Origin of the sequence: Methanobrevibacter sp. AbM4, assembly GCF_000404165.1 — an archaeon.
In the GTDB taxonomy this organism is placed as follows: Archaea; Methanobacteriota; Methanobacteria; order Methanobacteriales; family Methanobacteriaceae; genus Methanarmilla; species Methanarmilla boviskoreani.
Window position 1 is genome coordinate 916171 of record NC_021355.1, and the last position, 23819, is coordinate 939989.

The 23819-nt window shown below is 27.6% G+C and carries 21 protein-coding genes; 19 read left to right on the forward strand and 2 right to left on the reverse strand.

Annotation, left to right across the window (positions count from 1 at the left end; all coding sequences use genetic code 11):
• The first annotated feature begins 11 nt into the window (after positions 1–11).
• The 3 genes from ABM4_RS03695 (at position 12) to ABM4_RS03705 (ending at position 4387) form a co-directional block, all read left to right on the forward strand.
• Complete coding sequence (locus ABM4_RS03695; protein ID WP_048200822.1) at positions 12–1157, forward strand: TIGR04083 family peptide-modifying radical SAM enzyme; 1146 nt, start codon at positions 12–14, stop codon at positions 1155–1157.
• Between the two features lie 712 nt (positions 1158–1869).
• The gene (locus ABM4_RS03700; RefSeq protein ID WP_016358337.1) at positions 1870–2934 is read left to right on the forward strand and encodes a hypothetical protein; all 1065 of its coding nucleotides are present in this window, start codon (positions 1870–1872) and stop codon (positions 2932–2934) included.
• 550 nt (positions 2935–3484) lie between these two features.
• Positions 3485–4387: a CBS domain-containing protein gene (locus ABM4_RS03705; protein ID WP_016358338.1), complete on the forward strand. Its 903-nt coding sequence runs from the start codon at positions 3485–3487 to the stop codon at positions 4385–4387.
• A gap of 264 nt (positions 4388–4651) precedes the next feature.
• On the opposite strand, the gene ABM4_RS03710 is transcribed toward ABM4_RS03705, so the two are convergent.
• Positions 4652–6403 (reverse strand): hypothetical protein, encoded by a 1752-nt coding sequence (locus ABM4_RS03710; RefSeq protein ID WP_156815324.1) that lies wholly within the window; start codon positions 6401–6403, stop codon positions 4652–4654.
• A gap of 212 nt (positions 6404–6615) precedes the next feature.
• On the opposite strand from ABM4_RS03710, the gene ABM4_RS03715 reads away from it, so the two are divergent.
• The 3 genes from ABM4_RS03715 (at position 6616) to ABM4_RS03725 (ending at position 10300) form a co-directional block, all read left to right on the forward strand.
• Positions 6616–7611, forward strand: coding sequence for a deoxyhypusine synthase (locus ABM4_RS03715; protein ID WP_048200823.1), 996 nt, complete (start codon positions 6616–6618; stop codon positions 7609–7611).
• Positions 7612–7623: 12 nt separating this feature from the next.
• Positions 7624–8166 (forward strand): hypothetical protein, encoded by a 543-nt coding sequence (locus ABM4_RS03720; RefSeq protein ID WP_052312813.1) that lies wholly within the window; start codon positions 7624–7626, stop codon positions 8164–8166.
• Between the two features lie 415 nt (positions 8167–8581).
• The gene (locus ABM4_RS03725) at positions 8582–10300 is read left to right on the forward strand and encodes a carboxypeptidase regulatory-like domain-containing protein (RefSeq protein WP_016358342.1); all 1719 of its coding nucleotides are present in this window, start codon (positions 8582–8584) and stop codon (positions 10298–10300) included.
• A gap of 500 nt (positions 10301–10800) precedes the next feature.
• Here ABM4_RS03725 and pyrF read toward each other — a convergent pair whose 3' ends face one another.
• The gene (gene pyrF / locus ABM4_RS03730) at positions 10801–11442 is read right to left on the reverse strand and encodes an orotidine-5'-phosphate decarboxylase (protein WP_016358343.1); all 642 of its coding nucleotides are present in this window, start codon (positions 11440–11442) and stop codon (positions 10801–10803) included.
• 685 nt (positions 11443–12127) lie between these two features.
• Here pyrF and ABM4_RS03735 point away from each other — a divergent pair.
• The 13 genes from ABM4_RS03735 to guaB all read left to right on the forward strand — a co-directional run bounded on the left by ABM4_RS03735 (position 12128) and on the right by guaB (position 23726).
• On the forward strand, positions 12128–12808 hold the full coding sequence (locus tag ABM4_RS03735) for an energy-coupling factor ABC transporter permease (RefSeq protein ID WP_016358344.1): 681 nt from the start codon (positions 12128–12130) through the stop codon (positions 12806–12808).
• The gene (locus ABM4_RS03740) at positions 12809–13102 is read left to right on the forward strand and encodes an energy-coupling factor ABC transporter substrate-binding protein (protein WP_016358345.1); all 294 of its coding nucleotides are present in this window, start codon (positions 12809–12811) and stop codon (positions 13100–13102) included. It abuts the gene before it with no gap.
• A gap of 33 nt (positions 13103–13135) precedes the next feature.
• Entirely contained in the window at positions 13136–13855 is a 720-nt protein-coding gene (gene cbiQ / locus ABM4_RS03745; RefSeq protein ID WP_016358346.1) for a cobalt ECF transporter T component CbiQ, read from the forward strand.
• A 263-nt stretch (positions 13856–14118) separates the two neighbouring features.
• Positions 14119–14952, forward strand: coding sequence for an ATP-binding cassette domain-containing protein (locus tag ABM4_RS03750; protein ID WP_198008282.1), 834 nt, complete (start codon positions 14119–14121; stop codon positions 14950–14952).
• Positions 14953–15026: 74 nt separating this feature from the next.
• Positions 15027–16097, forward strand: coding sequence for an adenosylcobinamide amidohydrolase (locus tag ABM4_RS03755; protein WP_016358348.1), 1071 nt, complete (start codon positions 15027–15029; stop codon positions 16095–16097).
• A gap of 111 nt (positions 16098–16208) precedes the next feature.
• Positions 16209–16667, forward strand: coding sequence for a riboflavin synthase (gene ribC / locus ABM4_RS03760; RefSeq protein ID WP_016358349.1), 459 nt, complete (start codon positions 16209–16211; stop codon positions 16665–16667).
• Positions 16668–16694: 27 nt separating this feature from the next.
• Positions 16695–17387 carry a glycosyltransferase family 2 protein gene (locus ABM4_RS03765; RefSeq protein WP_016358350.1) on the forward strand — a complete coding sequence of 231 codons (693 nt, stop codon included), beginning with the start codon at positions 16695–16697 and terminating at the stop codon, positions 17385–17387.
• A gap of 228 nt (positions 17388–17615) precedes the next feature.
• Positions 17616–17978, forward strand: coding sequence for a DUF2304 domain-containing protein (locus tag ABM4_RS03770; RefSeq protein WP_016358351.1), 363 nt, complete (start codon positions 17616–17618; stop codon positions 17976–17978).
• A gap of 196 nt (positions 17979–18174) precedes the next feature.
• Positions 18175–18873 carry a (Fe-S)-binding protein gene (locus tag ABM4_RS03775; RefSeq protein WP_016358352.1) on the forward strand — a complete coding sequence of 233 codons (699 nt, stop codon included), beginning with the start codon at positions 18175–18177 and terminating at the stop codon, positions 18871–18873.
• Positions 18874–18882: 9 nt separating this feature from the next.
• A complete protein-coding gene (locus tag ABM4_RS03780) occupies positions 18883–20097 on the forward strand; it encodes an LUD domain-containing protein (RefSeq protein WP_016358353.1) in 1215 nt (404 codons plus the stop codon).
• Positions 20098–20493: 396 nt separating this feature from the next.
• Positions 20494–21210, forward strand: coding sequence for a (5-formylfuran-3-yl)methyl phosphate synthase (locus ABM4_RS03785; RefSeq protein WP_016358354.1), 717 nt, complete (start codon positions 20494–20496; stop codon positions 21208–21210).
• Between the two features lie 116 nt (positions 21211–21326).
• The gene (gene ybaK / locus ABM4_RS03790) at positions 21327–21806 is read left to right on the forward strand and encodes a Cys-tRNA(Pro) deacylase (protein ID WP_016358355.1); all 480 of its coding nucleotides are present in this window, start codon (positions 21327–21329) and stop codon (positions 21804–21806) included.
• 435 nt (positions 21807–22241) lie between these two features.
• Complete coding sequence (gene guaB / locus ABM4_RS03795) at positions 22242–23726, forward strand: IMP dehydrogenase (protein ID WP_016358356.1); 1485 nt, start codon at positions 22242–22244, stop codon at positions 23724–23726.
• Positions 23727–23819 lie beyond the last annotated feature (93 nt).

Below are 23819 nucleotides of genomic sequence, written 5' to 3' on the forward strand. Positions count from 1 at the left end.
TTTGTGATATAATGCCATTTCATATAATGATAATACCAACACTTAATTGTCCAGGTAACTGTAAGTATTGTTGGGGTTCTGATAAACATGCCGAGGTAATGGACATTAGCATGATTGAAAGTATTAAAGAATGGTTAGAAACATTTAGAAATAATGAACCGGTTCATTTTACTTTCCATGGTGGGGAACCTTTACTTGCAGGATATGATTTTTATAGGGAAGCTTTCCCGATACTTAATCAGTTAAAGAACATAAATGGATACTCAATGCAATCTAATCTTTGGCTTCTTGATGAGAATATCGTTGAAGTATTAAAGGAAAATAACGTTGCATTAAGTACCAGTATTGATGGTCCTAAGGAGATTACAGATTACCAGAGAGGTGAGAATTACTTTGATAAAACAATGGAATCTGTAAAACTTGCAGAGGATAATGGGTTATTTGTTAATTATGTATGCACATTCACCTCATATTCTAAGGATTATGCAAATGAGATATATGATTTCTTTAAAGGGATGGGTGCAACTGTTAAAATTCATTCTGCCCTTCCATCTTTAAGGGGGGATAATGCGAATCCATGGGCATTAAACCAGGAGGATTATGGTAGGTTAATGGTTTCATTACTTGATAAATACCTATATGATCTTGACAAGTTTCAGATTAAAGACTTTGACCATATGGCGAAAAGCAGTTTCATTCGTCATGGAACACTATGTACCTTTGCGGACTGTATGGGGGATACCCTTGCAGTAGGTTATGATGGCAGTATTTACCCTTGTTATAGGTTTGTAGGAATGGATGAATATATAATGGGTAATGTTAAGGATAAACCTAGTGTTGAGGATTTACATAATTCCAATGCCTGGGGAAAATTAGAGGAATTTAATTCATTTGTTGATGATAATTGTAAAACCTGTAGGTTTATTAAATTCTGTAGAGGCGGATGTCCATATAATGGTATTGTTGCAAGCCATACACCGGAAGCGGTAGATCCTCAATGTGAGGCTTATAAGTTGATATTCTCCGACATTTCAAAAAGGCAGAATAGGGATTTCTTAAAAAGGGGAATTCCAGGAATGCCGGGTATGGATAGACCACATGAGAAAAAAGAGGGGGAACCCTATTCCATAATTGATTTAATGATGAAACCATTGTAATATTTAAAAGTAAGTTCGTTTTTAAACTTTAATTAAACTATAATCGTTTCTTTCTTTTAGATTATTCTTATTTCCTCCCATTTTTTTAATCTACGGATCTTAAAAAAGGTATTCTTTATATTTTTAACTTTTTTTATAATTTTTTTATTTTTATTTTCATTACTTATTTTAAAATTTTTATTTAATCTTTTCTAGTTTTATATTAATCATCTATTTTTTTTTACTTGAATTATATTTAATTGGCTGTTTTCAATCTTTAAGTTAAATATTATTTCTCATTATTGTTATTATCGTATTCTGTGTTTTGATTTAAGTTTATTTTTTTTAAAACCTAATGTGGACTAATAAATGTTGTTTATCATATATTCCGTATTTTGTAAATTTGTTTATAACCTAAATTTCTAATCATTTTTGAAAATGATTGGGAACATCTTTTATTTTTTATATTATTTTTCATATATTTCCTAAATTTTGATTTAGATAAGTTTAATGTAATATTTCTTTTACATTAATTAATTTTGTATAGTGCTTTTTATTAAACTAATCAGTTTGTATATAAATTTTTTGTTTAATTTTACAGTTTGATTAATTTAATAGAAAAACTTATATATTATAAAATCATAAAAGAGATACTAGAAAAATATTTTTTTCACTTATGTTCTACTTTTTTTGAACATACTATTAATTTATATTCTACTTAAGGAGTGATATGATGTTAAATAAAAAAGTGTTATTAATATTGACTTTGTTTTTAACTATCATGTTATGTACTAGTTCGGTAGGTGCAGAAAGTGTAAATAATGCAATTACCACAGAGTCTAATAATGATAGTTCTCAGGTCTCAGATATTAATGAAGAAAATGGTACAGATGTGTATGTCCGTAATGATCACAATGATGATTTAACTGATCCTAAATATGAGAATCTAAATGATTATTACTATGATGAGAATGGTAACCGTGTGAATTACACTTCAGATACCCGTAGTTTTAATAATGTTACTATGTCTAATGGGTATAACGCTTATGCAATACATCATAGTGGTTATATAGAAACTAATGATAGTAAGACACATCCAATATTTTGGAATGATACATTTAAGGTGGTTAGTCCAGATCATACAGGGGTTGTTGTTGGTCATTGGCATTTAGCTAATGCAACTCCGATAGGGGAATTTTTAAAAATACTAATCTATGAATATTTGGATGCCTTTAATGATATTAATACTCCTAATGTTCCTAATAGTATCTATTTACAGTCTAATATATGGGACTTCTATGATAATGTAAACAATTATGACGGTTTATCAGATTTCAATAAAAGGGTTGTTGATAAATATAATAACGGAACCCGTGTAAATAATACCGGCAATATTAAATGGACCAATAGCACCCATTATAAAATTTACGATTTTATGGGTTTTCAAAATATGAATAGTACTCACATGGATATGTGGGGATTTAAGATTACAGAAGTAGATGTTCCACAGCCAGGTAATAATACTACAAATGGTACTAACAATACTAATAGTACTCCGGTAGATCCTGGAAATAATAATACTACCTCAGGGAATAATACTAATGGTACTAATAGTACTAATATTACTCCATTAAACCCTAATAATGATAATGGTGTTATATCTCATAATGATAATAATAATTCAAGTACTTTAGTTAATAATGTCCCATTATTGAATACTGGAAATCCACTTTATATAGTGTTTTTAGTATTAATTGTTTTAGGACTAATTCCATTTAATAAGAGGATTAAAAAGTAATTCAAATAATATTTTAAGTTTTAAAATTTTATATGGTTTTAATTCTTTCAATATTAATTTCTTATTCCTTTTTAAATTGAAACTCTTTTGTGACTAATTTAATTCTCTTTAGAATTATTGATTTTTTGTTCTTTTTTAAAATGGAATCTTTTTTTGTTTAATTTATTTTTTTATAGAATTATCAATTTTTTTTATTTAATTAAATTTTAAATAATTTTTATATTTTAAAATAGATTAATTATCATGTAAAATTATATTTTTAATTATTATTCATAATGATTTTTTCATATTCAAATCTTTTTTTGATTGTAAAAGGGTTTATTTAGGCTATTGCTTATTTTAAGATTTGTTTTATAAATTTAAGTTATTATTAAAAGTTTTTTACTTTTATTATTATTTTATATGGATTTTTTATATTATTTTTTTAAAAAAATCTATCATTATAAATTAAAAATCCCATCTTTTTTTAACAAAGTTTTAATATGATAAAAAATAAATTATCATTAATTATAATTATAAATTCTTAACAATTTTTAAGAAGGTATTAATAATGATAACCTCAGTTCAAAAGGAAATTTTACAAAATTTAATTAATTTATATCAAACCTCTGAAGGTAAATCTATTAAAGGTGAACAAATAGCTGAAGTTATGAACCGTAATCCTGGTACCATTCGAAACCAGATGCAATCATTGAGAAGTTTAGGTTTAGTGAAGGGAGTGCCTGGTCCTAGGGGTGGTTATAAACCAACTATTGAAGCTTATCATAATTTAAACATACCAGTATCTGATAAAGATTCAAAAGTGCCAATTTCAGTTAATAACAATAGGATAGAAGGACTTTCTGTTGCTAAAATTGAATTTACCAGTGTGCCTCATCCAAAGGAATGTGAAGCTGCTATTAAGGTATTAGGCAATATAAAATCTTTGAATATTGGTGATGAGATTCAGGTTGGACCTACGCCAGTCAATAATCTAGGTGTAATCGGTAAGGTTGTAGGACGTGACGATACAGATAATATTATTTTACTTGAGACAAATACAATACGCAGCATACCTAAAAAATCAGTTATTGAAATAGGATCTGTTGATTTATTAACATTGTCTCCTGACAATACTATCCGTGAGGCATCAAAAATATTTTCCTGCAATTCTATTAATGGTGCACCAATTGTTGTTGATAATGTGGCAGTCGGTGTTTTAACTGTTACAGATGTTGTAAAAGCTATTGCAGAAAATAAGGAGGATATAAAAGTCAGTGAATATATGTCTCCTAAAGTGGTTAGTGTTAATAAGGACATGTCTATTGCAAATGCGGTAGAAATAATGTATAAACATAAAATAGGAAGATTGATTATAACCGATGATAATAACAATCCAATTGGTATTGTAACAAGAACTGATCTTATTGAATCCATGATTAATCTTAAAAAATTCCCTATAACTACCGAGTAGTTATATCTCCTTTTTTTTAATTATTTTTATGAACTTGTTATTTAAATTAAAATTCTTATTCTATTAGATATTTCTATAATCAATAAAAATTGGTTTTCATTTAAATCCATTCAATCTATCATTATAAATCAAATGATTAAATATATAGTAATATCTTAAAAAGAGTATATTTGGATAAAAAATCTTATTTTAAAAAATAGAAATAAAGAGTTTGGATAATATTATATCATCTATCAGAAAACTTAAAAGGTTCTGTGAAACTGTTTAGATAATAATTATATCGTCTATCTCTTCTAGTTTTGCCTGGGCTAATTTTTTAATACGTGGAAATTCGTTTTCATCACGGGCTATCTTATTTAGAATTTCTCTATCATTAGTTAATTCCACTACAACTTTGTGATTCTCATAATTTTCCTGGCTAAGGGCAAGATATAATATTTTATCTTTACCTTCTGAGCTTACTTTATTAATATTGGTTTTAAACTCCTTAATTTTCTTTTTACAAAGCTCTTCTCTTTCTTTAATCAATTCTATTTTATTTTCGCTTGTATCCTCAAGCTCCTTTAGAGGATATCTATCATCAAGTTTCTGATAATAGGATAGGGTTTTTTCATAGGGTATAAGTAAAGTATCCATGAAAAATTTTTTATTTTCGATAAAATCGGATATTTCAACTTCCAAATCCTTATATTCATTATATGAATCATAGAATAATTCAGAATCATTGGTATTATTTAAAATCTCTTCAAGGGCAGGCTCTATTTTACCAAGCTTCTCATATGCTATTGCACGTATCTGCCATACCTCATCGTTTTCGGCTATTTCATTTAAAGTGTAAATATCCGTAATTTTATTTACGATTGCCTTCCTAATACTTGCATTGTCTGAATCTTTAAGTATCTCTTTAAGGTAATCCTCATTGTAGATTTTCTCAACTAAAATTTTTTTAACGGAGTCATCTTCATTTTTATCATATAATGAGTATAAAATGTTTTCATCATCAATCTTTTCTGCAATTTTGGATTTTAAGGTAGCATCTGTGTTATCTATAAAGAGTTCTTTAAGTTTATCCTCATCATATATTTTATCTACTATTTCCTCTTTAATTTGGTTGTTATCACTGTTTAAACCTATTTCGAGAAGTTTTTCCTCATCATAAATCTTTTTAATAATTGATGATTTGTATTCAACCTTATCTGCTTTAAGTGCAATATCACGTAATAAATCTTCATCTTCAATTTTATCCAGTGCAATGTATGCCATATCATTGTTTCTGTTGGCTATTGCAATTTCTTTTAAATATTTGAGATTGTAGACTTTGTCTGTTGCCAGACCTCTGGAGTTAAGGCAGTTACTGTTAAGGGCAATATTTGTAAGTTTTTTCTCATCTTCAATTCCATCGATTGCGATGATTCCAACATCAACATCCTCATCTTTAATGGCTATTCTTTCAAGTATGTCTTCATTTTCAATTAACTCAGTTGCAATAAAACGTGTTTCTTTACATTTACTATTTAAAGCTATACAATATATGTCCTCAAGTGATGTGATGTGGCTTAAAGCAAATTTACCTACATTAAAATCCCTATCTTTTATGGCGGATTCTTTATATAGTTTTTCATCATTGACCCTTGATAATGCTATATTACGTATCGTTGGATCTGTATCATTTAATGCTACTTCTTTAAGTACTCTAAGATTTCGAATTCTTGCAACTGCTACCTTACGAGCTTTTGCATTTTTTGCTTTAAGTGAAAATTCATCTAATAATTCAACATTTTTTATATTTCTAACAGCGGATATTGCATTATCGCTATTTCCATCATTATAAGCTATTTCAAGGTATCCATAGTCCTCGGAACCTATTCTCATATATGCTGCAGATCTGACCTGCCATGCATCATCATTGCGGGCAATATCAATAAGTTCTTCTAAATTTAAATCTTCACTCTGTATTGATCGGATTCTTTCGGTTATAGAATCACTATATATTCCTTTTTTATTTATTCTATCCATAAAACCCATTATTACCACTTAATTAATTGAATTATTATATTTAAATAAATTTAATATTTTTAATTAACTTTGAATATTTTAAAGAAAAATTTTTTATTTAATTACTAATAAATATATAAATATAAGTGTATTACTATATAATATTATATATAATTCTTATTTTTATAAATTTAATGTTTTTTATAAAAACTTATTTATTTTTAGTGATATTTATGGAAAATAAAGGTATTGAAAATATTTCATCTAATTTTAATCCAAAATTAAAGGCTCATAAAGTAAAACAAATAGAATTAAAAAATGAAATGACTGTTAGCCAACTTATTGATGAATTTGATTCATCAGGTGTTTTAGGTTCTGGAAGAGTCTCAAGAGCTAGAAATCTTTTAATTGATATGGTTAATGATGATGATATGCAAATCTTCTTATCTGTTGCAGGTCCTATGGTTCCTGGAGGATTAAGGAATGTTATTGCAGATATGATTAGGAATAGACAGATAAGTACACTTATTACAAGTGGCGCAAATTTAACCCATGATATGGTTGAGGCTTTTGGTGGAAGACATTATAAGGATTTAGGATTTGATGATGAGGAACTTAATGATGCGGGAATTGGTAGGATTGCCGATGTATACACTCAATCAGGTGATTTTGAAGTATTTGAAGAAAAAATCACTGAGATGTTAGAGATAATCGAGAAGAAGTATGACAATCCTAAAGATAAAAATATCATCTCAATTGAGAAGTTGTTATATGAATTCGGAATGCTTATAGATGATGAGAACTCTATTTTATATTTAGCTGCTCATAATAGTGTTAATATATTTGCACCAGGTCTTATTGATAGTATGATTGGTCTTCAATTATGGATTTTTAGTCAGGATCATAATCTTCATGTAGATGCGGTTGGGGATATGCATCATTTATCTGATGTTGTATTTGAAACGGAAAAGGTAGGTGCCATTATGTTAGGTGGTGGTATTCCTAAGCATTATACTTTAGCATCCAATCTTCTTAAAGGTGGAATTGATGCAGGTTTCCAGATTACTATGGATAGGCCTGAAACCGGAAGTTTAAGTGGTGCAAGACTTGAGGAAGCTAAAAGTTGGTCTAAAGCAAAACATGGTTCAAAACTAGTAACTGTAATAGGTGATACTACTATATTATTCCCACTTATATATGCGGGAGCAATGGATCATTTTAAAGAATAATGGGGTATTATTGTGGAATTTCTACTTTATCCTATTTTGTATGGTCTTTCAGGATTCTTCATGAAGATATCCGATGATGTTTATGATGAGAAACATAATAAAATTCTTGCTTCTTTAATAGGCATTTTATGTGGTGTTGTATCTGGAATAATTACAAGTTCCAGTGTCGACGGTGCATATATATTTCTTGGAATATTGATAGGTAATTTTATAGCTTTAAAAGTCGACGGAATACATCATGTAGTTACATTGATTGTATTTCTTGCTGTTTCACTGTATTTATCTATTCCAACTTTAAATCTTCTATTACTGGCAGTTATTATTATTTCTGCTTTAATAGATGAGATTGGAAATGATAATGAGAAAATCTATGCAAAAAGTAAATTCTTAATGTATTTCTTTGATTATAGATTTGCCATGAAGGTTGTAATCCTTATACTCGCATTATTCGGATACTTAAATCTATGGACATTTTTATTCTTCTTATGTTTTGAAATAGCATATGAGATTGGAAGGGTTTTATTTGAAAGATATCTAATTAATTGGGATTTATGATTCTTAGATTTCCTTTTTTATTTTTTTTTTCAAATTTTTTTCATTGGATTTGAATCTTATATTATCCATTTTTTAAGTATTTTATTTGAATACAATTTTTTTTTAATTTTTAATTTTATTATGATATGTAAATTTCTTTTTACAATTTAAATTGTATATTATTTAGTTTTTATTAAAATGTAAAATACTTTTTACAATCATTTTTTTATTTTTTTGAACATTTTTTATTTTTATCATAATTTTTTATATTTTTTTATAATTTTTAACTAATTAAATTATAAATATTTTACATTTATGAATGATAAAGTATTTAAGTTCGTTAATTATACCTATATATAGAAAAATAAATTCAACTTTATTTTTCTAATCTTTAAATTGAACTTTAAATTTTTAATAAAATCAATTGGAGGATATGATGAAAAAGTATAGTAAATATTTAGTTTTAGCTTTGCTTTTAATTACAATAGTTACTATTACTGGAGTATCAGCAGAGGACACTTCAAATTACTCCTCTTCAGATGGCACAACATTAAACTCTGTAAACAACAATGTAAACATTTTAACAGATGATAATGTTAGTGATGAAAATGTCACACCTGTGGAGAATACAAGTATTGGTGAAAACACAACTCCTGCTGTTGAAAATAAGACAGTTAATACTAATATAGATATTTCTGTAGATAACTCCTCAGTGTATGAGCCATCTATTGTAAACATCTCTGTTATAGGGGATGATAATGCTACAGTTAATGGTGGAAATATTAGTGTTATTATTAAATATGACGATAACGGAACTGTTTATAATAAAACTCTCCCGGTAACTGATGGTAAGGCTATAATTCAATGGACTCCTACAATCACTGGAAAATATACTATTAATGTAGATTTCAATGGTTATACTGCAGATAACATTACTTACAGCACTTCCAAAGGAAGTAAAACCTATAATGCAATTGCAAATAATAACTTAATTATTATTTCAAATAATGTTGTAATGTATTATAGGGATGGAACTAAATACTATGTATCTGTTACAGATATTGATGGTAATCCTATAAGTAATGTTTCTGTTGAGATAAATATTGCAGGTAAATCCTACAAAAGGATCACTAATGAAAACGGAACAGCTTCCCTTTCATTAAACTTATCTCCAAAAACTTATAATGTTACTACCTCAGTAGTAAACTCCACTGTTACTAATTCATCTTCAGTAACAATTAATAATTGGAACAATAGTTTAATCAAGGTTAATCCAGTTAAATTAACTAAAGAGTATAAACTTAGCAATAAGTTTAAGGTCTATATAAGCCACAATGGTACAGCCCTTCAAAATGTACCTGTATATGTTGTCATTAAAGGTAAAACTTACAAAGCAACCACTGACAACTCAGGACTTGCTCAACTTAACATTAATCTTAAACCTGGAAAATACAACGTATATGCATATGTTGTTAATGGTAATAAAAAAATAGGCAGTTATTCCACTATTACTGTTAATAAATGGAATAAAAAATATGCTAAATTAACTGTTAATAAAGTAGTTAAAAATTATGCTGATTCCAATAAAATCCGTGTGAAATTGACCTATAAAAATCATGGAATTTCTGGTGAAAAGGTCTTAATCAAAGTTGCAGGTAAAACATATGCTAGAACAACTAACTCTAACGGTGATGTTAGTATGAGCTTTAACAATAAAATAGGTACCTATAAGGTTAGTGCTTCTACTAATGTTGTTGGCGTTAAAGTCTCAGGTTCAAACACTGTTAAAGTAAATCCTGCATATGTTATTCTACTTGTTAAGAATAATGTAACTTCTTATACTGGACAATCAGACAATAAAGGTAAATTAGTTTTATTTTATAATATTAACAAGAAATACCTTGATTCAAAGAATAAAACTGTAAACAATAAATTAAAATTACAATTTACATATAACAATAAACCTCGTGTTCAACAATATGTAAGTGTTACTATAAATGGTAAAAACACTATTTATAAAACTGATAAAAATGGTAGAATCTATGCTGATATTAGTAAAGCAAAAACAGGTTGCCAATATGTTACAGTAATTTATTATTCTTTTGATAAAAATTATTATAGCTTAAAATTTTCTGTTCCAGTTAATTTCAGATAGTTAAAATTTATTATATGGATTTTTTCTATCATTTCTCTTTTTTTTATTTTTAATGTATTTATTTTCTATTTTTCAGACTAACCTATTTTTAGCTTATGAATTTAAAGATCAATTGTTCTTATAGTTTCTTAAATTAAATTTAAGAATTATTTCTATAGAAAACTAGAATACATTTAATGTTAGGTTTAGGTATTTAATTTTATTTTTTAAATATAAAAATTAGTTTAAAATTCTATTTTTGTTAATTGATATAACTAGATTATCTATTTTTTATTAAATTTTTTATATGATAAAAGTATGTTTAATAATTAAATTCATGAAATTAGAATCAAAATTAGGTTTTTAGTTAATTTAAAAGTTTTTGGTTATTTAAAATAAAATGAGTTTTAATAATTTAATTTATGTGATTAAAATGGAAAATTAGGTTTTTATTTATTTAGAATAAAATTAGATTTAATAATTTTTTTATTAAATCTTTATAAAAGGAAGTAATGTTTAAATTATTTATTCAATATATCGTGTACAGCTTTTTCAGGATCATCTGACTGATAAATACTACGTCCCACAATAGCAGCATTGGATATCTTAAGTGTTTCTTTTGCGCTTCCTCCCTGAGCTCCAACACCTGGTGATATTATAAAAGCATCCTCTCCAACAATGTTTCTAATTTCCTGAAGTCTATCTAATCTTGTTGCAGGTGCCACATAATTTTTAATACCTAAATCTACACCCATTCTTGCAATATCGTCTGCTACAGGTTGAATAAATCTTTTAGCTCCTGGATGTGACATTTCGGTTAGAAGGAATAAATCTTTACTATATTCCTCTGCTTTATTTAAACAAGCTCTAACACTATCCTCTCCTGTAAATCCATGACAGATAAGACCGTCTGCACCATTTGAATAGGTTATGTCAGCTATTTTATCATTAGTTGCATCAATATCTGCAACTTTATAATCACATATGACCTTAAAATCAAATTGATTCTTTAAGGTGTTAATACAATTAATTCCAACTGCAAGTGTTAATGGATAACCAATTTTTATAGTGTCTATCTGATTTGATACTTTATCACATATATTGATAGCTTCATCCATATCCATAACATCTAATGCTAATATAATATTATTTTTAACTTTCATATTATCCCGATAAATTTTAATTATTATTATTATTTAGTTTATACATCTTTTTATTTTTTATCATTGGATTATTCTTAGATTTTTTTTAGTTTTATATGAATTATTATATTTTTTTAATAGATTTTTATTTTTTTTATTATATAATCCAATTTTAGATATTTTTTAGTTTTATTATGAATTATCAGTTATTTTATAAAATATTTTTATTTTTTTAATAGATTTTATATTGTTTTTATAAATGTTATATATTCTATCTAGAATTTTTTTAATTGTCTATTCGAATATAATTGAATCAAGTTTATTTGATTTATTTTTAATATAGTTAAAATTGATTTTATTAATATACAGTTTTTTTAAATTTCTTATCATTTTTGTTCAATTTTTTAATTAATCTTTATATGGTTTCTTTTCAATTAATTAAAATTATGTGCAAAAATATATTTTTAAGAAAAATTTATATTAATTAATATAATTTTGATAAAATTCAGTGTATATTTTATCAAGTTTCATTAAGTTTATATAATATTTGATTAAAAAATAATAGTATTACTAATTTAATTTTTTACGAAATCTTTATAAGAACTAAAATATAGATTAAGTATTAATCAAGTAAACTTAATCTTTATTTAAGTTTATTTGATTTTTAAATTAAAAATTTTTTATAAAATATTAAGGAGAGTTTAAGTTGCATATTATGGAGGGATTTTTACCGCCTATGTGGTGTCTTATATGGTATATTATAATGATTCCAATAGTAGGTTATGGTATATATCAAATTAAAAAGATTACAGAGGAATATCCAGATACAAAAGCTTTATTGGCAGTATCAGGAGCTTTTATGTTTGTTTTATCTTCACTTAAAATGCCGTCAGTAACAGGAAGTTGTTCTCATCCTTGTGGTAATGGTTTAGGTGTTGCATTATTTGGCCCGGCAATTACCGGTGTTTTAGGAACTATAGTACTTATTTTCCAGGCTTTACTTTTAGCTCATGGTGGTATTACTACTTTAGGGGCAAATTGTTTATCTATGGGTATTATTGGACCATTCTGTGGTTGGGTGGTATACAAAGCTTGTCAAAAGGTTGGAGTTAATACAAAGGTTAATATATTCTTAACTGCATTTGTTGCAGATATTATGACTTATTTTGTAACATCAGTTGAACTTGCATTAGCATTCCCTGTTCCTAGCTTCGCATCCGCATTTGCAAAATTCTTTATAATCTTCATGCCTACTCAAATTCCATTAGGAATTGCTGAAGGTTTGCTTACCGTGATTATTTGGAATGGATTACTGTCCTACAAACCAGAACTTCTTGAGAAATTAAATGTAATCAATCCTCAGGATGTTCCAAGTGGAGATGATTAGATGAAGTATGAAAATTGGATTCTATTGATCTTAGTAATAATTCTTTTAGTTGCACCATTTGTAATGTATAGTGGATTAGGTGAAGATCAAGGATATTTTGGAGGAGCAGACGATCAAGGATCAGATGCTGTATCTGAGACAGGTTATCATCCTTGGTTTAGTTCTTTATGGGAACCACCTTCCGGAGAAATTGAAAGTTTACTCTTTGCAGTACAAGCTGCAATCGGTGCAATAATCATTGGTTACGCTTTTGGTTATTGGAGAGGTCAAGCTTCAAATAAAAAAGATAATTAATAAATTATCTTTTATTTTTTTTCAGGTGAAATTATGGAGATTAATTTAGATTATGTGGCTCATACAAATAGGATTGCTGATAATGATCCTTATGTAAAAGTGGGAGTTTCTTTATTTTTCATGTTGTCAGCATTAATATTAAGTAATAATTATTACTCTATTTTGGTTATCTTTATTTCTAGTGCTATAATATTAGGCATTGCCCATGTTTCACTTAAGGAATACTGTAAATTTTTAGTTATTCCATTTTCATTTACATTCCTAACATGTTTGTTTATTTTATTCTTCTTTCCACAAGGAGAATATATTTGGGATAGCGGATTTTGGGGTATTGGAATTACAACATATTCCTATACTACTTCAGTTTTAACATTTTTCAGAGTATTTGCATGTTTTTCAGCTTTAGGTATTCAATCTTTAACTACACCTATTAGTGATGTTATGCATGTTTTAAGAAGTATTAAAGTTCCTAGGGTTTTTTGTGAGATCGCTGTTTTAATGTATAATTCTATATTTATATTTCTTGAATGTGTTGAAACTATGAGAAATGCTCAAAAAACAAGATTGGGTTATTTAACAACTTCCCTTACAGCTTTTAAATCAATGGGATCTATGTTCTCTAATTTGTTTTTACAGTCTCTTAAAAAAAGTGAAACCATGCAGGTTGCATTGGATTCTAGATGTTATACTGGAGAATTGCCTGTATATAAACCTAATAGAAAATTAGATTCTTATCCAAAACTTGTTAGTTAAATTTTAATTTTTATATTTCGGATAACTTTTTTTGTAATCAAAATAGTTATTTTAGTATTTTTATTCTATTTAGTTTTAGATTATACTTTTCTATTTTAAAAAGTATTACTATTTAGCCGACATATTGTCATTTTTATTAATTTAAAGACTTTTTTTAAAATTATTTTTATTATAAATCAACTATATTTTAAAAATTATTAAATGAATTTTAAACTTTATATATTAGTAGAAATATAATTTATTTTAGCTAAGGAGGAATTCGTATTTTAGAAGTTAAAGATGTTAGTTATAAGTATCCTGATGGCACTCTTGCTCTGGACCATATTAATTTTAAAGTAGAGAAGGGGGAAATGGTTTCTTTATTGGGTAAAAATGGAGCAGGTAAATCTACTTTATTCTTGCATTTCAATGGTATTTATGAACCGACAAGTGGTGAAGTTTTAATAGATGGGGAACCCATTGACTATAAAAAAGAGGGTCTAATGAAAGTAAGACAAAAAGTAGGTATTGTTTTCCAGAATCCAGATGATCAACTGTTTGCACCTACTGTGGAGGAGGATGTTGCATTTGGTCCTTTAAATTTGGGATATTCTCAAGAGGAAACACAAGAAATTGTAACAGAATCCCTTAAAAGAGTTGGAATGGCAGGTTATGAAAGAAAAGCACCTCACCATTTAAGCGGTGGTCAAAAGAAAAGAGTGGCTATTGCAGGAATTCTTGCAATGAAACCTGAAATCATGGTTTTGGATGAACCTACATCAGGTCTTGATCCTAAAGGTGCATCAAATATTTTACAATTACTTTATGAATTAAATGATGAAGGTATGACTATTATTATTTCTACTCATGATGTGGATTTGGTGCCAGTCTATTCAAGTAAAGTATTTGTAATTAGTAAAGGTATTATTTTGTCACAAGGTAGTCCTAAAGAGGTTTTCTCTGATATTGATCTTATAAGAAAAGCTAATCTAAGACTTCCAAGAATTGCTCATTTATCTGAAATTCTTGAAAAAGAAGATGGTGTTGATTTTAATGGTGATTATCCATTAACTATAGGTCAGGCCCGTAAAGTATATAGATCTATGATAAAGAAATAGATAATTTATATTATCCTTAATCTTTAATATTTTTTTTAAATAGGATAATTCTAATTTTTTTAGATTATGATATTATGTTAAATGAAGATTTTAAATTAATTTATGAAACTGATTCTCACGATAAGATTTATACTAGTAAAGATTTTTTAGTTGTTAAATTTCCATATGGGAAGAATGGTATTTCCATATCTTATTTAAATGGAGGATATAGGGAAAATTTAGAATCTGTTTTTAATCAACATTTGTCTGATGAGGAAATAAATAAGATTAACATGGATAGAATAGTTGAATATTTGAAATCAAAAGCCAGATCTTTGGATTTAAATGTAGATAAAACATCCTCACTTTTAACTCATGCAGATATTAAAAACACTTCAATAATTAAAAAATCATTTAAAAAACTATCTGTTACAGCTATTACAACTGCAGGAACAAAAATTAATGCAGTAAGGGCAGGTGATCCTGCATCTTATTATGAGGAAAATCATAGGTATTATGATTTAAAAGATAATAAACTTAAAGAAGATATGGATGTAGGGACAATAAACATTATACTAATTTTTAATTGTCACTTAAATGAAAATTCTCTTTTAGATGCATTAATGACTGCTACAGAAGCAAAATCAGCAATACTTCAACAACTTCAAATTCCCTCCCAATATTCTAGTGGTATTGCAACAGGAACAGGTACCGATGGAATTATTTTAATCTCAGATAAAAAGTCCAATAATGTCATTGAAAATACAGGTAAACATTCAAAACTTGGAGAGTTAATTGGTTCAGCTGTTGAGGAGTCAATAGCAGAAGCAAATTTAAAACAAACATGGATTAGTCCTAGTTCTCAATCTAATGTATTGACATTACTTTATAGATATAAATTAGATATAAATGATTTTTATAAAGATTTTACATCTCAAGAGAAAGAGACATTTATCAAAAACCTAAAATCTGCAAATCATAATCCTAAAATGGTAGCTATTACATTGACTGTTACACATATAATTGATGATGTAAACTATAATTTGATGGCATCTGAAACTGGATATAGTTTGGCAATATCCATAATTAATGATATTTTTACTTCTAACGATTCTATAGAAGTTAAAAGATTACTTCTATATTGGATTGATTATTACCTTAAATAACTACTAATTAAATACATATTATCTAGATTTAACTACTATATTAAATTATAAAATTTTAAATAAAAAGATAAATAAAATAACAATATTATAAAATAAATCAAAAGGGTTACTATGAGAATCGGAATATGTGATACTACTTTTGCAAGATTTGATATGGGTCATGCTGCAGAAGATGAACTTAAAAAATATATCTATGATACTAAAATTATCAGAGTAACAGTTCCAGGTATTAAAGATCTTCCTGTAGCTAGTAAGAAACTCATTGAAGAAGAAAATTGTGATATAGTAATGGCACTTGGAATGCCAGGACCTAAAAGAAAAGATAAAGTATGTGCTCATGAAGCTTCAACAGGTTTGATCAATGCACAGCTTATGACAAATACTCATATCATTGAGGTTTTTGTACATGAAGATGAAACAGACTCCGAGGAAGAGCTTAAATTCTTAGCAGAAAGTAGGGCTAGAGAACATGCTCAAAATGTTTATAAAATGATGTTTCATCCTAAACAAATGCGTAAAGAAGCAGGTAAAGGTAAACGTGAAGGATTTGAAGATGCAGGTCCTTTATAATCTAGAAATTTAAAACGAGAATTTAAAATGAAAGAAGATATTAATGGTGTATATTTAGTTATTCCAGCTTATAATGAAGAGAAACATGTTAAAAAAGTTTTATCTGATGTGGCTAATTTAGGTTATAAAATCATTCTTGTTAATGATGGATCGAAAGATAATACATTAGAACTTGCAAGGGAGGTTCAAAAATTATATCCTAATCAAGTTTTCATTGTTTCTCATGTTATAAACCGTGGTTTAGGGGCGGCTTTAAAGACAGGTATGACTGTTGCCTTGAAACATGGTGCACAATATATAATAACTTTTGATGCTGATGGCCAACATGCTTTTGAAGATATTTCAAAGGTTGCAAAACCATTAATGGAAAATAAAGCTGATGCGGTTATAGGTTCACGTGTATTTGATGATATGCCTAGAACCAAACATTTTGCAAATGATGTAATGAATATTTTAACCCATATATTTTATGGTATTAAAGTTAAGGATTCACAATCAGGTCTTAGAGCTTTCTCAGCAAAAGCTGCTAAGGAGATTAATGTAGTTTCTCCAGGTTATGGGGTATCTTCTGAATTTATTAAAGAAATAAAAGATAATAATATTAAATTTGATGAAATTCCAATTACTACTATTTATACTGATGAAACTCAGCATAAAGGAACTAATGCAATTGTTGGTATTAAAATCATGTTTAAAATGATTATTGATTTATTTAGATAGTTAAATTGGAATTTAATTTAATCAAAATTAAACAATTATTAGATTTGAATTTTATTCATTTAATTAGAATTTTATTTGTTGGAATTTTTATAGGTTAAATAATTGTTGAATTGGAAGCTTATCTAATTAATTAGAATTTGATTTGATAAATAAACTTAAATTTTTAATTATGGATGTTTGTATGCTTTTAAATATTTAAAAAATATTTTAAAATTATCCGGTGTTTATATGGAATCTTTATTATTATATCAGGTAATAGTTTTGATAATGGCAGTAATTGCTGTTGTTTTATTTGCTGTTAGATATAAAAATGGAAAAACAAATCTTTCAACATTTGTTGTATCAATTGTTTTCTGGTTGATTATTGTTGCTATTGGCATATTTCCTGAATCCACAACCTATGTTGCTCAAATTGTAGGTTTTAGAAGGGGTTTAGATTTAGTTTTTGTTTTAGCTATTGTATTTTTAGGATATCTGTTAATAAAAATAAATATGAGATTAGATTCAGAAAACGAGGAATTAACTAAATTAATTCGGAAAATAGCTATTGATAATGAAGAAAGTCTTGATGATGATAAAAAAGACAATTAACTTTTTTTATTTTTTTTTATATGGACAAATAATTAATTCTATACTTGATCTTTATATTTTTATGTAATGGAATAATTAGTTTTATATACAATTAATATTAAATATTCTATTGATTTAAAACAAATAACTTTTTTTTAAAGTATCTGTCTAAAAAAACATTTAAAAGAATAATTTTTTTTATTAAAGTAGTGATTATATGTTATATTTTAGGGGATGTACTGCAAGAGAGAAAGATTCTAATATTGAAAATGCAACGAAATATATATTAGATAAAGCAGGGATTGATTATCATACCATTGATAATGAAGAATGTTGTGGTTCCATACTTTTAAGAAGCGGATTTTATGATGGAGCTATAGAACAGATGAAAAGAACTTATAATGATATTAAAGATGAGGATTTAATATTGACCTCATGTGCAGGTTGTTATAAAACACTTAATGATGACTATAAAGAAATATTGGGTTATGATTTAAATGTAATCCATATATCCCAATTACTTTATAGGTTAATTGATGAAGGTAGGATCGAAGTAAATGATAACTTTAAGAATTTGAAGGTAACTTATCATGATCCTTGTCATTTAGGTAGGGCTTCAAAGGTATATGATGAACCTCGAGAGGTTATTGAAAAATATTCTAGCCTTGTTGAAATGGAGAATAATCGTGAGAATGCATTATGCTGTGGCTCTGGAGGTGGAGTAAAATCTGCATTTCCTGAAATCTCAGCGAATATTTCAAAAAATAGGATTAAACAAGCAGAAGATACAGAATGCGACTTAATTGTTACAGCCTGTCCTTTCTGTAAATTGAATCTAGGTTCTAATTCCGAAAATCTAAAAGTTATAGATTTATCTGAGTTTGTAGCGAAAGCATTAAAGAAAGAAGATATGTGAGTGAGTAATATGGAAGAAAGAGAATTAAAACAAATGAATAAATCATTTAAATTATTACATAAACGTTTTGAAAAAATTATTGACAAGCCAGAAACTCGCCGTCTTCAGGAAAGGGTAATTAATATTCGTACTAATGCTATAGAAAACAATGAGGAATTACAAGAACAGGTAAGAAAAACATTTAAAAGAAATGATATTGAGTTGTTTGAAGCTAAAGATGGTGATGAAGCTATTAAAATTATGGTTGATTTAATTAATGAGTATGACAAGGAAAATAAACTTGTAATTAAATCAAAGTCAAATACTATGGGGGAAATTAGTGCTCGAAAGAGGCTTGAGGAAAATGGCGTAAAGGTTATCGAAACTGATTTGGGAGACAGAATCCTACAACTTAAACATACTGATAATAGACCAGTACACAATACAGGACCTGCATCACATTTAAGTATTGATGAAATTACTGAAATTGTTAATGACGGATTAAATACGGATTTAGACCCTGTACATCAGGATATATTAAAGACTGTAAGGGCTGATGTTCTATCCTATGTTGGTGATGCTAAGGTGGGTATTACAGGAGCCAATGCAATTGCTGCTTATGACGGGTCAATTGCAATTGTCCATAATGAAAATAATGTGGCTTATGCATCAAGTCGTAAACTTCATATTGTGCTTGCAGGAATTGATAAGCTTGTTCCAGAGGTTGAAGATGCTGTATCAGTTTGTAAATTAGAATCAGTATTCGGAACAGGCTCACCAATATCCTCATATATTAATATTATTTCAGGACCATCTAAAACAGCAGATATTGAGAAAAAACTATTGAAACCAATGTATGGAGCAGAAAAGGTGGTAGTAATATTACTTGATAACGGACGTTCAAAAGCTAAAGACGAGTGTTTATGGTGTATAAACTGTGGTAATTGTGTAGTTGCATGTCCTGTATATAATGTAGTAGGTAATGAATTTGGTTTTAATTATTATCTTGGAGGACATGGGATTGCATTGAGCAGATATCTTAATGAGAGCGAGGAAAAGGATGATAAAAAATTGTATATGTGTACTTTATGTGGAATGTGTACCTATAATTGTCCTGTAGCTACCCCTACCAATGAACTTATAGAGAGTTTACGTTCAAAAACAGAGTATAAGGTGGATAGTCATAGGAGGATTAAAAATAATATTAAATCTAATGGAAGTCCATATAAACATAAAAATCATTAAATATTTAATTAAGTTTAAATACAGTCTATATAAATATATTAATATTTAAGGATATATTTAAGTTAAAGTTTAGGTTAAACATTTTTATTTATTTGTCTATTCTTTGATTCAATTATTATTAATTTTAATCTTATTAAAATATTATTCTTTAAATATTCTTATAAGAAACAGTATTATTTTATTATAAACAATAATTATAGAAAACATTTATAAATATAAACTAATAAATTGTTAATTGTTATTTTATTATGATAATATTTTTTTTATTTTAGTTATACCATATTGATGGTATAATTATTATGAATCTATTATTAAGGATTAAATTTGCTTAATTATATTTTTATAAATACATAGGTTATTTGTTTAAATTTGAGTAAATAATTGGAGGAAATTTTTTTGCTTTTATTAATAAGTCCAATCAATCATGAAGAAGCTGTAGAAGCTATTGAAGGTGGAGCAGATATTGTAGATGTTAAAAATCCTAAAGAAGGATCTCTTGGAGCTAATTTCCCTTGGGTTATTAAAGATATTAGAGAACTTACTCCTTCTGATAAGTTAGTTTCTTCTACAATAGGTGATGTTCCATATAAACCAGGAACCGTTTCCCTTGCTAGTTTAGGTGCATTAAAATGCGGTGCTGACTACATTAAGGTAGGATTATATGGTACTAAAAATTATGATGAGGCAGTAGAGGTTATGTCTAATGTTGTTAAAGCTGTTAAAGACGAATCTCCAGAAACTATTGTAGTGGCTGCAGGTTATGCAGATGCTGAAAGAGTTGGAGCTGTTTCACCATGGGATATTCCTAAAGTTGCACGTGATTCTGGTTCAGATTTGGCTATGTTGGATACTGCAGTTAAGGATGGTAAAACATTATTTGACTTTATGAGTATGGAAGACCTTGAGAAATGGGTTGCGGAAGCTAAAGAATATGATTTAAATACTGCACTTGCAGGTTCAGTTAAAAAGGATCAAATCAAGCCATTATATGATTTACACTGTGATGTTGTAGGTATTCGTGGTGCTGCATGTGTTGATGGTGACAGAAACACTGGACACATTGACCGTACTGCTGTTAAAGAGTTAAAAGATTTAATCAAATCTTTTGATTAAATAAAGTTTATTTTTTTAATTTTTAATTAAACCTTTTTTTAGCTATATTATATTAAAACTTTAGCTATTTTTTTATTTTAAACTTATTTTTTTAATATTTTTTGAAGTTGGTTCTTTTGTCTAGAAATGAAGATAAAACAAATGTAATGAGGCTTTTAGAGAGAAACAAAATACCCTATAAAAGTTATAATTACCTTGATTCCGGCGCTATAAGTGGAAAGGATGTAATTGAGGTTTTAGGTGAAAATCCTGATAATGTATTTAAGACACTTGTAACCGTAAGTAAATCTGATAATCATTATGTTTTTTTAGTACCTGTTAGTAAAGAATTAGATTTAAAACTTGCATCTGAAGTTGTATCTGAGAAGAAGATTAAAATGTTAAAATCTAAGGATTTACTATCTTTAACTGGATATACTCATGGAGGATGTTCTCCGATAGGTATGAAACATAAATTTCCAACTATTATCGATGATAGTGCTAAGAATTTTAATACCATTTATTTCAGTGGTGGAAAAATAGGTTATCAGGTTGAGTTAAAACTAGATGATCTTTCAAAAATAATTGATTTTAGATTGGCTCATATTACAAAATAGTTCTAATTGTTTGGAAAAACTGTTAGTTTAAGGTTAAATCATATTATAATGTAATTTTAGTTTTATAATTGTTGTAAAACTACTATTAAATATATTATAAATAGTTTTTATAACTGAAAAGTTTTATTATATAATAATAGGTTATTTTAGATTTTTCCTATCTATCTGTTTTCTTTTAAAAAACAGAATATGTTTTATGGTAGGATTAATTTCACATTATGTCATCAATCTATTTTTTTAATTAATTTCATTTTTTAATTGTAATTTTTATTGAAAAACATAAAGTTTATATTTATTAAAAAAGATAAGAATAATAATTATATTTATTTTAAAAAATTAATACCATATTTTTTAATTATATAATTTTAAATATAAATTTTATATTTTATGATTATTTATTTTTAATTTTTCAAATTTATTTATTCGGTGAGAAATGTGTTTTCAGAAAAAATTCAAGAAGCTAGAATGGGATATACATTTGACGATTTTCTTTTAACACCAAATGCATCATATGTAGAACCTAAAAATGTAGATACAACCGTTAAACTTGATAAGGATATTTCTCTTAATATTCCTATTTTAAGTGCTGCTATGGATACTGTCACAGAATCTGAACTTGCTATAGCACTTGCTCAAGAAGGAGGTCTAGGTGTTATTCACAGGAATAAAACCTTGGAACAAGAAGTTGAAGAAGTTAAAAAAGTAAAATCAGCTGAGGATATTACTATTCGTGATGTAATTACAATCACTCCTGATTCCTCTGTTAATGAAGTTCAAAAACTTATGGATGATCTATCTATTAGTGGATTACCTGTAATGAACGATGAGGAAATTGTTGGTATCATTAGTCGTAGGGATGTAAATCCGATTATTAAATCAGGAAAAGATAGGTTAGTTAAGGACATAATGACCTCTGATGTTGTAACTATTGATGAGAATACTTCTCCTGAAGAGGCTTTAGATATTGCTTATGAAAATAAAGTTGAAAGGCTTCCAGTTTTATCTCCTGATAAAAAACTTGCAGGTATTGTAACTATTAGGGATATCTTAAATCATAAAAAACATGCAAATGCAGCAAGGGATAAAAAAGGAAGATTATTAGTGGCAGCTGCTACTGGACCATTCGATTTAGATAGGGCAATGGCATTGGATGAGGCTGGTGCAGATATCATTTCCATTGACTGTGCTCATGCTCATAACATGCATGTTGTTAATTTCATAGAAACTATGAAGGAAAATATCGATGCGAAATTATGTGTTGGTAATATTGCAACTGCAGAAGCTGCTGAGGATATTGTTGCTAAAGGTGCAGATGGACTTAAAGTAGGTATTGGTCCAGGTTCAATGTGTACTACCCGTATTGTAGCAGGTGTAGGTGTACCACAACTTACAGCTGTATCCGATGTTGCAGATGTTGCAAAAGATTATAATATTCCAGTTATTGCAGATGGTGGTATCAGATACTCCGGAGATATTGCAAAAGCTATTGGTGCAGGTGCAGATCTTGTAATGTTAGGTAATGCCCTTGCAGGTACTTATGAGTCTCCTGGTGAAATTGTTGTAATGAATGGTAAAAAATATAAAACTTATCGTGGTATGGGCTCCATGGGAGCTATGACTGGTGGATTTGGTGGAGGTGCTGACAGATACTTCCAAGAAATCAAAGGACCAATGAAACATACAAAATTAATACCTGAAGGAGTAGAAGGAGCTGTACCATATAAAGGTACTGTATCTGAGGTTTTATTCCAATTAGTCGGTGGACTTAAAGCTTCAATGGGTTATTGTGGTGCTAAAGATATTGAAACCATGAAAAGGGTTGCTAAATTTACAAGAATTACTCAAAGTGGAATTAAAGAATCTCACCCACATGATCTTTTAATTACAAATGAAAGTCCAAACTATCCAACATTAGAATAGTTGCTAATTTAGATAATTTTTATTGGATTTTTATTTAATTCTTTTTATTTTTATTTTAATCTTATTTCAAGCTATTTTTTATCAAATATCTTT

Excerpts from the sequence above, each read along its gene's own strand:
- ABM4_RS03695 (WP_048200822.1), top strand. The coding sequence starts at position 12 with ATGCCATTTCATATAATGATAATACCAACACTTAATTGTCCAGGTAAC.
- ABM4_RS03700 (WP_016358337.1), top strand. The coding sequence starts at position 1,870 with ATGTTAAATAAAAAAGTGTTATTAATATTGACTTTGTTTTTAACTATC.
- ABM4_RS03705 (WP_016358338.1), top strand. The coding sequence starts at position 3,485 with ATGATAACCTCAGTTCAAAAGGAAATTTTACAAAATTTAATTAATTTA.
- ABM4_RS03710 (WP_156815324.1), bottom strand. The coding sequence starts at position 6,403 with ATGGATAGAATAAATAAAAAAGGAATATATAGTGATTCTATAACCGAA.
- ABM4_RS03715 (WP_048200823.1), top strand. The coding sequence starts at position 6,616 with ATGGAAAATAAAGGTATTGAAAATATTTCATCTAATTTTAATCCAAAA.
- ABM4_RS03725 (WP_016358342.1), top strand. The coding sequence starts at position 8,582 with ATGAAAAAGTATAGTAAATATTTAGTTTTAGCTTTGCTTTTAATTACA.
- pyrF (WP_016358343.1), bottom strand. The coding sequence starts at position 11,442 with ATGAAAGTTAAAAATAATATTATATTAGCATTAGATGTTATGGATATG.
- ABM4_RS03740 (WP_016358345.1), top strand. The coding sequence starts at position 12,809 with ATGAAGTATGAAAATTGGATTCTATTGATCTTAGTAATAATTCTTTTA.
- cbiQ (WP_016358346.1), top strand. The coding sequence starts at position 13,136 with ATGGAGATTAATTTAGATTATGTGGCTCATACAAATAGGATTGCTGAT.
- ABM4_RS03755 (WP_016358348.1), top strand. The coding sequence starts at position 15,027 with ATGTTAAATGAAGATTTTAAATTAATTTATGAAACTGATTCTCACGAT.
- ribC (WP_016358349.1), top strand. The coding sequence starts at position 16,209 with ATGAGAATCGGAATATGTGATACTACTTTTGCAAGATTTGATATGGGT.
- ABM4_RS03765 (WP_016358350.1), top strand. The coding sequence starts at position 16,695 with ATGAAAGAAGATATTAATGGTGTATATTTAGTTATTCCAGCTTATAAT.
- ABM4_RS03770 (WP_016358351.1), top strand. The coding sequence starts at position 17,616 with ATGGAATCTTTATTATTATATCAGGTAATAGTTTTGATAATGGCAGTA.
- ABM4_RS03775 (WP_016358352.1), top strand. The coding sequence starts at position 18,175 with ATGTTATATTTTAGGGGATGTACTGCAAGAGAGAAAGATTCTAATATT.
- ABM4_RS03780 (WP_016358353.1), top strand. The coding sequence starts at position 18,883 with ATGGAAGAAAGAGAATTAAAACAAATGAATAAATCATTTAAATTATTA.